This window comes from Arthrobacter sp. 2YAF22_2, from assembly GCF_052114645.1.
Classification (GTDB): domain Bacteria; phylum Actinomycetota; class Actinomycetes; order Actinomycetales; family Micrococcaceae; genus Arthrobacter.
Genome location: NZ_JBFRFD010000117.1, coordinates 1 through 8,159, shown reverse-complemented (window position 1 = coordinate 8,159; position 8,159 = coordinate 1). Strand labels below are relative to the sequence as shown.

10 protein-coding genes are annotated in these 8,159 nt (G+C 67.9%); 9 read left to right on the top strand and 1 reads right to left on the bottom strand.

The window, feature by feature from the left end; genetic code table 11:
- The first annotated feature begins 29 nt into the window (after window positions 1-29).
- The 6 genes from paaA to AB4Y86_RS06920 are packed head-to-tail and all read left to right on the top strand — an operon-like array spanning window position 30 to window position 4,861.
- Window positions 30-1,004 carry a 1,2-phenylacetyl-CoA epoxidase subunit PaaA gene (gene paaA, locus AB4Y86_RS06945; protein WP_441401315.1) on the top strand — a complete coding sequence of 325 codons (975 nt, stop codon included), beginning with the start codon at window positions 30-32 and terminating at the stop codon, window positions 1,002-1,004.
- Entirely contained in the window at window positions 1,001-1,306 is a 306-nt protein-coding gene (paaB, locus tag AB4Y86_RS06940) for a 1,2-phenylacetyl-CoA epoxidase subunit PaaB (RefSeq protein WP_136321706.1), read from the top strand. The genes paaA and paaB overlap by 4 nt, the downstream gene beginning before the upstream one ends.
- Complete coding sequence (gene paaC, locus AB4Y86_RS06935; protein WP_441401312.1) at window positions 1,303-2,226, top strand: 1,2-phenylacetyl-CoA epoxidase subunit PaaC; 924 nt, start codon at window positions 1,303-1,305, stop codon at window positions 2,224-2,226. Before paaB ends, paaC begins: the two co-directional genes overlap by 4 nt.
- A gap of 2 nt (window positions 2,227-2,228) precedes the next feature.
- Window positions 2,229-2,801 (top strand): 1,2-phenylacetyl-CoA epoxidase subunit PaaD, encoded by a 573-nt coding sequence (gene paaD / locus AB4Y86_RS06930; RefSeq protein ID WP_441401310.1) that lies wholly within the window; start codon window positions 2,229-2,231, stop codon window positions 2,799-2,801.
- A gap of 15 nt (window positions 2,802-2,816) precedes the next feature.
- Window positions 2,817-4,043: a 1,2-phenylacetyl-CoA epoxidase subunit PaaE gene (gene paaE, locus AB4Y86_RS06925; protein ID WP_441401308.1), complete on the top strand. Its 1,227-nt coding sequence runs from the start codon at window positions 2,817-2,819 to the stop codon at window positions 4,041-4,043.
- Between the two features lie 38 nt (window positions 4,044-4,081).
- The gene (locus AB4Y86_RS06920) at window positions 4,082-4,861 is read left to right on the top strand and encodes an enoyl-CoA hydratase/isomerase family protein (protein WP_441401307.1); all 780 of its coding nucleotides are present in this window, start codon (window positions 4,082-4,084) and stop codon (window positions 4,859-4,861) included.
- A gap of 46 nt (window positions 4,862-4,907) precedes the next feature.
- On the opposite strand, the gene AB4Y86_RS06915 is transcribed toward AB4Y86_RS06920, so the two are convergent.
- Window positions 4,908-5,369, bottom strand: a complete 462-nt coding sequence (locus tag AB4Y86_RS06915) for an Lrp/AsnC family transcriptional regulator (protein ID WP_441401305.1) — start codon at window positions 5,367-5,369, stop codon at window positions 4,908-4,910.
- A gap of 159 nt (window positions 5,370-5,528) precedes the next feature.
- Between AB4Y86_RS06915 and pdhA the strand changes: the two genes are divergently transcribed.
- From pdhA to AB4Y86_RS06900, 3 genes are all read left to right on the top strand, one after another.
- Entirely contained in the window at window positions 5,529-6,743 is a 1,215-nt protein-coding gene (gene pdhA / locus AB4Y86_RS06910) for a pyruvate dehydrogenase (acetyl-transferring) E1 component subunit alpha (protein WP_441401303.1), read from the top strand.
- The gene (locus AB4Y86_RS06905; protein WP_441401301.1) at window positions 6,740-7,852 is read left to right on the top strand and encodes an alpha-ketoacid dehydrogenase subunit beta; all 1,113 of its coding nucleotides are present in this window, start codon (window positions 6,740-6,742) and stop codon (window positions 7,850-7,852) included. Before pdhA ends, AB4Y86_RS06905 begins: the two co-directional genes overlap by 4 nt.
- Before the next feature lie 2 nt (window positions 7,853-7,854).
- A partial coding sequence (locus AB4Y86_RS06900) for a biotin/lipoyl-containing protein (protein ID WP_441401299.1) occupies window positions 7,855-8,159 on the top strand: 305 nt, incomplete at its 3' end.

The window sequence follows — 8,159 nt, the reverse complement described above, 5'->3', positions numbered from 1 at the left end:
CGCCGGCCCGGCACGAGAACAGGCACGAAATGAGCCCCGAGGACGCGGCCCGCCGTGACGCCGAGGGACAGGCCTACTTCGACAAGGTCATGGCGGAGGATTCCCGGATCGAGCCCCGTGACTGGATGCCCCCGGCCTACCGCAAGACCCTGCTGCRCCAGGTCTCACAGCACGCGCACTCGGAGATCATCGGCATGCAGCCGGAGGCCAACTGGATTTCCCGCGCGCCGAGTCTGAAGCGCAAAGCCATCCTGATGGCCAAGGTCCAGGACGAGGCCGGGCACGGGCTCTACCTTTACTCCGCCGCCGAGACCCTCGGCCAGCCGCGCGATGCCATGATGCAGGACCTGATGGACGGCAAGGCCAAGTACTCCTCCATCTTCAACTACCCGGCCCGGACCTGGGCGGACATGGGCGCCATCGGCTGGATGGTCGACGGCGCCGCGATCGCCAACCAGGTKCCGCTCTGCCGCGCCTCGTTCGGCCCGTACGGCCGTGCCATGGTCCGCGTCTGCAAGGAAGAATCCTTCCACCAGCGCCAGGGCTTCGAAATCCTGCTGGAACTCTCGCACGGCACGCCGGAGCAGAAGCAGATGGCCCAGGACGCCGTGAACCGCTGGTACGCCCCGGCCCTGATGATGTTCGGCCCGCCGGATGACGACTCACCCAACTCCAAGCAGTCCATGGCCTGGAACATCAAGCGCTTCAGCAACGACGAGCTCCGCAACCGCTTCGTCGGCATGATGATGGAACAGGTCAAGGTCCTGGAACTCACCCTGCCGGACAAGGACATCCGCTTCAACGAGGAAACGAAGAAGTGGGAGCACGGTCCGCTCGACTGGGATGAGTTCCACGAGGTCCTGGCCGGCCGCGGCCCCTGCAACGCGCAGCGCCTGGAGCGCCGCCGCGAAGCCCACCAGAACGGCGCCTGGGTACGTGAGGCCGCAGCGGCCTACGCCGAAAAGCAGGCCAAGAAGCAAGCAGACAAGGAAGTTGCAGCATGACCACCCCCGAACCGCACGCAGGTAACGTCTGGCCCATCTGGGAAGTCTTCGTCCGCTCCAGCCGCGGCCTTTCCCACGTTCACGCCGGGTCCCTGCACGCTCCGGATGCCGCCATGGCCCTGCGCAACGCCCGTGACCTTTACACCCGCCGCAACGAAGGCGTCTCCATCTGGGTGGTCCCCGCGGACGCGATCGCCTCGTCCGACCCGGATTCCAAGGGCGCGTTCTTTGAATCGCCGCAGGGCAAGGACTACCGGCACGCGACCTATTACACCAAGAGCGAGGGCGTGAAGCACCTGTGAGCACCCCCGAAACCGATACAAGCACCCACGACGGCGGCCACGGGGACATCTCCGTCGGCGTCGCCGGGGCCGGCAACAGCGGCGAAGCCACGGCCAGCGCCACCCGCATCACCCCCGGCAACGCGCTCCGCCCGGAGGACATCGCCCTGGCCGTCAGCCGCGGCACCGCCAAGCCGAGCGCGGACGTCGCCGAGTTCGCCCTGCGCCTGGGCGATGACGCCCTGATCCTGGCGCAGCGCCTGGGCCACTGGATTTCCCGCGCACCGGAGCTCGAAGAGGACATCGCGCTGGGCAACATCGCGCTGGACCAGCTGGGCCACGCCCGCTCCTTCCTGAGCTACGCCGGCGGCGTTGACGGCAGGACCGAAGACGAGCTGGCCTACTTCCGCCGCGAACCGGAGTTCCGCTCCGTCCAGATCTTCGAACAGCCCAACGGCGATTTCGCGGTCACCATCGCCCGCCRGTTTGTCGTGAGCTACTACCAGTTCGAGCTGTACCGCCGGCTGGCCGAGTCCACCGACGCCACCCTGGCCGGCATCGCCGCCAAGGCCGTCAAGGAAGTGGACTACCACCGCGACCACAGCGCCCAGTGGGTGCTGCGCCTGGCGCTCGGCACGGACGAGTCCCGCGAGAAAATGATCCATGGCTTCAAGGTCATTTGGCCCTACGTCGACGAACTGTTCCGCGACGACGAGCTCACCGGCCGCCTCACGGAAGCTGGCGCCGCCGTCGAGCCGTCCAGCCTGCGGGCCGACTTCGACCGGCTCACCGGCGAGGTCCTGGCCGAGGCGGAACTGGACGTTCCGCAGGTCCGGGCCGCCCCGGGAGGCGGCCGCCGCGGACTCCACTCCGAGCACTTGGGCTACCTCCTCGCCGAGATGCAGGTCCTGGCCCGCGAATTCCCCGGCGCGAGCTGGTAACCATGCCGGAGATGTATGTCAGCCACCCCACCGCCACGGCGGCCGGGGAGCAGAGGACTGCGGAACAGAAGGCCTGGGAACTCGCCGCCACGGTCTGCGACCCGGAGATTCCGGTCCTCACCATCGAGGACCTCGGAATCCTGCGCGAAGTCAGGGTCACCAAGGAACCGGGTGCCGACGACGGCGGCATGGTTCCCGCCGTGCAGATCACCATCACGCCGACCTACTCGGGCTGCCCGGCCATGGACGCCATCCGCGACGACCTGACGACGGCGTTCGCCCGTGAAGGCTACCCACGCGTCGACGTCGAACTGGTCCTCTCCCCGGCCTGGACCACGGACTGGATGAGCGAGGCCGGCAAGGCCAAGCTGCAGGAGTACGGGATTGCGCCGCCGTCGGGCAGGTCCGCGGCCGGCGGCCATTCCGGTCCGGTCCGGCTGTCCCTCGCCGTCAAATGCCCGCAGTGTTCCTCGCTGAACACCAAGGAACTCACCCGCTTCGGCTCCACCTCCTGCAAGGCGCTCTACGTCTGCCAGGACTGCAAGGAACCGTTCGACTATTTCAAAGTTTTGTAAGGAACAGGTGCTCCCATGACTGTTGTCCGCCAGACCGCCGCCGAGGCGGCCACCGCGACCGGCCGCCGTCGTGCGTCCTTCCACCCCTTGGCGGTGGACGAGGTCCGCCGCCTCACCGACGACGCCATCGAGGTCACCTTCGGCGTTCCGACCGCGCTGGCGGGTCAGTTCGACTACCTGCCGGGACAGTACGTCGCCCTGCGCACCACCCTGCCGGACGAGAACGGCGAGCCGAAGGAAATCCGGCGCAGCTACTCCATTTGCGCCGAACCCCGCAGCTTCGCCGATGGCAGCAGCGAAATCCGCGTAGCCATCAAGAAGGACCTGGGCGGCCTCTTCTCCACCTGGGCCAACGCCGAGCTCAAGGCCGGCGATGTGCTGGACGTGATGAGCCCGATGGGTGCGTTCGTGTCCAAGCACGGGCGGGACGGCCAGGACGTCGAGCAGAACGTGATGACGTCCATGAACGACCCGGAAGCCCTGGCGGGCACGGCCGGCAACTTCGTCGCCATCGCGGCCGGATCCGGCATCACCCCGGTGATCGCGATCGCCCGGACGCTGCTCGCGGCCCACCCCGAGACCCGCTTCGACCTGGTCTACGCGAACAAGGCCGCGATGGACGTGATGTTCCTCGAAGAACTCGCCGACCTCAAGGACAAGTACCCGTCCCGGCTCGCTCTGCACCACGTGCTCTCCCGCGAGCAGCGGATCGCACCGCTGCTGAGCGGCCGGATCGACGCCGAGAAGCTGCAGGCGCTGCTGGGCACCGCGATCCACAGCGACGACGTCGACGAGTGGTTCCTGTGCGGGCCGTTCGAACTGGTCCAGCTGTGCCGGGACACCCTCGCGGCGCGCGGCGTCAAGCCGGAACACATCCGCTTCGAACTGTTCACCTCCGGCAAGCCTGACCGTCCCGAGGGCAACATCGGCCGGCCCGTGGTCGCGGACGAGTCGAAGGAGACCTACAAGATCACCTTCAAGCTCGACGGGCTGCAGGGCGAGGTCGCCAGCCCGACCCACGCCCGCGAATCGATCCTCAACGCGGCGCTGCGGGTCCGCCCGGACGTGCCCTTCGCGTGCGCCGGCGGCGTCTGCGGCACCTGCCGCGCCAAGGTGGTCGCCGGTTCGGTCACCATGGACGAGAACTACGCGCTGGAGCAGGACGAACTGGACAAGGGCTATGTGCTGACCTGCCAGTCCCATCCGACCACGCCCGAAGTCACCGTCGACTTCGACGTCTAAGCTTTTCGACGCCCGCCCGCACCAACCCTAGGAGCCGCATGATTTCCCTGACCATCGCCGACGGCGTCGCCGAGATCGTCCTGGACGCACCGCAGAAGCTGAACTCGCTGGACGAGCAGGCCCTCCGGGATCTGTCCCGGGCGTACGACGACGCCGCCGTCGCCGCCTCGCGCGGCGAGGTGCGGGCGCTGCTGCTCCGCGGCGAGGGCCGGGCCTTCTGCGCGGGCCGGGACATCGCCGGGGTGACCCCGGAGAGCGACGATGCCCAGGCCTACCTGGGCGGCCTGGTCCAGCCGCTGCTGCAGAAGATGAGCGCCTTCCCGGCGCCCACCTTCGCAGCGGCGCAAGGTGCCTGCCTGGGCGTGGGGCTGGGGCTGTTGCTGGCCACGGACGTGGTGTACGTCGCGGACACGGCCAAGTTCGGTTCGCCCTTCGCCAAGCTGGGCGCCACCCTGGATTCCGGCGGCCACTGGTACTTCACCGAACGGCTCGGAATGCACCGCACCCTCGACCTGATTTACACGGCCGAGCTGATGAGCGGCACGGAGGCCGTGGCGCAGGGGCTGTTCAGCCGGGCCATGCCCGCGGAGGACCTACTCGCGATGACGCGCGGCATCGTCGCCAAGGTTGCCACCGGCGCCACCGGCGCGTTCAACGCCAGCAAGGAGCTGGTGGCCCACATCCGCGACCAGCGGCTTGGCCTCTGGGAGTCCATGGAGCAGGAAAACGCCGAGCAGGCCCGACTCTGCAAGAGCGAGGACTACGCAGAGGGGTTCCTGGCCTTCCAGGAAAAGCGCAGCCCGGTTTTCAAGGGGTAACGCACTCGAGGTCAGGCTGAGGTTGTTCGTCACCTGGCCGGTCCTGCTAGCGCGTATCCACGTCTTCGAAGACCAGGAACGTCTGGGTGTCCAGGACGCCCGGCATCGACTGCAACTGGTCGAAGATCACCCGGCGCAGGTCAATATTGTCCACCGCACGGACCAGCAGAATGACGTCAAAGTCCCCGCCGACCAGGGCGATGTGGTGCACCTCGGGAATCGCGCGGAGCAGCTCCCGCAGTTCCCGCCAGGACTGCTGGCGCACCTTGAGCGTGACGTAGGCGGACGACTTCAACCCGGCTTTGATCGGATCCACAAGCGCCGTGAACTTGGTCAGGACCCCCTCGCCGGTCAGCCGGGCAATCCGGGTGTAGGCATGCGCGCGGGAAATGTGCACGTTCTCGGCCACCTGGGTCACCGACATGCGCCCGTCCCGGGTCAACTCCGCGATGATATTCCGGTCCACGTCGTCCAGCGGCACCGCCTGTCCGGCTTCGTCCTCTGCCATTTGTCTACAACCCCCGCCGGTAATCCAGCTCACGTTTACATTTCGTCTTCCAGATTAGGGCAATATCCGTGGCTTCTCCATGATTGCGGGCGGGGCTGGATACGAAACAACGTCCGGGCCCATACTGGGAGCGAATAGTGGCTAATGAAGGACGGACCAATGACGATCTCCGCAGACCACACTGCGCAGCAGCCCGCGGCGGCGGAAAACACCGCCCCCGCCGGAAACCCCGCCGGAGACGCCGTGCGCAAGTTCGGCATCACAGTCGAGGACTACATGCTGCCGGCCCGGCACCCCATCCAGATCGTCGGCCCGGACGGCGCCCTGAACCCGCATACCGAGCAGGGCGCCCAGCCCGGCCACGAGTACAACCTCCCGGACGACGCCGAACTGATGGCCGCCTACGAGCAGCTCGTCATCGGGCGCCGCGTCAACGACCAGAACTCCGCCCTGGTGCGGCAGGGCCGGATGGCCGTCTACCCGTCCAGCCACGGCCAGGAGGCCTGCCAGGTCGCAGCAGCGCTCTGCTTGTCCGACGGCGACTGGATGTTCCCCACCTACCGTGATTCGGTGGCCGTGATGGCCCGCGGCGTGGATCCGGTCCAGACCATGACGCTGTTCCGCGGCGACTGGCACGGCGGGTACGACCCGGCCAAGCACAAAGTCGGCATCCAGTGCACGCCGCTGACCACCCAGCTGCTCCACGCCGTCGGCGTCGCGCATGCGGCCAAACTGCGCGGCGAGGACACCGTGGTCCTGGCCATGTGCGGCGATGGTGCGACCAGCGAAGGCGACTTCCACGAGGCGCTCAACTTCGCCGCCGTGTTCCACCTCCCCGTGGTCTTCTTCGTCCAGAACAACCAATACGCCATCTCCGTGCCGCTCGCGCACCAGTCGGTCGCGCCGTCGCTCGCACACAAAGCCGTCGGCTACGGCATGGCCGGTGAGCGCGTCGACGGCAACGACATCGTCGCGCTGCTCGCCGTCCTCGGTCGGGCTGTGAAGCTGGCACGGGAGGGCTCCGGCCCGCTCCTGGTGGAAGCCCACACCTACCGGATGCAGGCCCACACCAACGCCGACGACGCCACCCGCTACCGTCAGGACAGCGAAGTCGCCGAATGGGTGGCCAAGGATCCGCTGAGCAGGGTGAAGACCTACCTGACGGAACGCGGCCTGCTCGACGACGACGGCGCCGCCCGGATCGCCGAAAAGGCGGAAACCGTGGCCACTCAGCTGCGCGAGGGCCTGGGCGAGGACGTCCCGGTCGACCCGCAGGACCTCTTCCAGTACGTCTTCTCCTCCCCGACGCCACAGTTGAAGGAACAGTCCGACATGCTCGCCGACGAGCTCTCCCGGGAAGAGGCCGCGAAATGAGCCCCACCATCACCACCTCCTCCGAGGCGAACGGCAACGTCAGCGCTGCCACGGCCCGAGCGGCTGCCCAGGCCGCAGTTGCGGCCGAGAAGACCGGCCCGCAGTCCGTCACGCTGGCCAAGGCACTCAACACCGCACTGGCCGACGCCATGCACGCCGATGAGTCGGTGCTGGTCTTCGGCGAGGACGTCGGCATGCTCGGCGGGGTCTTCCGGATCACCGACGGGCTGACCCAGGCCTTCGGAACCAGCCGCTGCTTCGACACCCCGCTGGCCGAGTCCGGCATTGTGGGCATGGCCGTGGGTATGGCCATGAACGGCATGCGCCCGGTCATCGAGATGCAGTTCGACGCCTTCGCCTACCCGGCATTCGAACAGATCGTCAGCCACGTCGCCAAGATGCACAACCGGACCAAAGGCACCGTGAAGCTGCCCATCGTCATCCGCGTCCCGTACGCCGGCGGCATCGGGGGAGTGGAGCACCACTGCGACTCCTCCGAGGCCTACTACGCCCACACCGCGGGCCTTAAGGTCTTCACCCCGGCCACCGTGGCCGACGGCTACCGCATGCTCCGCGAGGCCATCGACTCGGATGACCCGGTGATGTTCATGGAACCCAAAAAACTCTACTGGTCCAAGGACCAGGTGGACCTGGACGCGCTCCGCGCCGAGCATGCCGCGAACTTCGAAAGCGGCACCTCCTCCGAAGGCCGCGCCGCCGTCGCCCGGCCCGGCACCGACGCCACCCTGATCGCGTACGGGCCGTCCGTCCCCACGGCCCTTGCGGCCGCGGCGGCCGCCGCCGAGGAAGGACGCTCACTTGAGGTGATCGACGTCCGCTCGATCGTGCCGTTCGACGACGAGACGGTCTGCGCCTCGGTCCGCAAGACCGGCCGCGCCGTCGTGATCGCCGAGGCCCACGGCTTCGCGTCGGTGGCCTCGGAAATCGTTGCCCGGGTCCAGGAACGCTGCTTCCACCACCTCGCCGCCCCGATCCGCCGCGTCACCGGCTTCGACGTGCCGTATCCGGCCCCGAAACTTGAGCACTACTACCTCCCCGGCGTGGACCGCATCCTCGACGCCGTCGACGACCTCCAGTGGGAAGACTGACCATGAGCGAACCGAAAGTATTCCGCCTCCCGGACCTCGGCGAAGGCCTGACCGAGGCCGAACTGGTCAACTGGCTCGTCGCCGTGGGCGATGAGATCCGGGTCGACCAGCCGATCGCCGAGGTGGAGACCGCCAAGTCCATGGTCGAAGTCCCCTCACCGTACGCCGGCACCGTTGCCGTGCTGCACGGCGAGCCTGGGCAGACGCTCGACGTCGGCAAGCCGCTGATCTCTGTTACTCCGCTTGGCGCCGCCGCCGGCGCTGGTGGCGCCGCTGAAGGGCGTGCGCCGCAACATGGCCCGCGTCA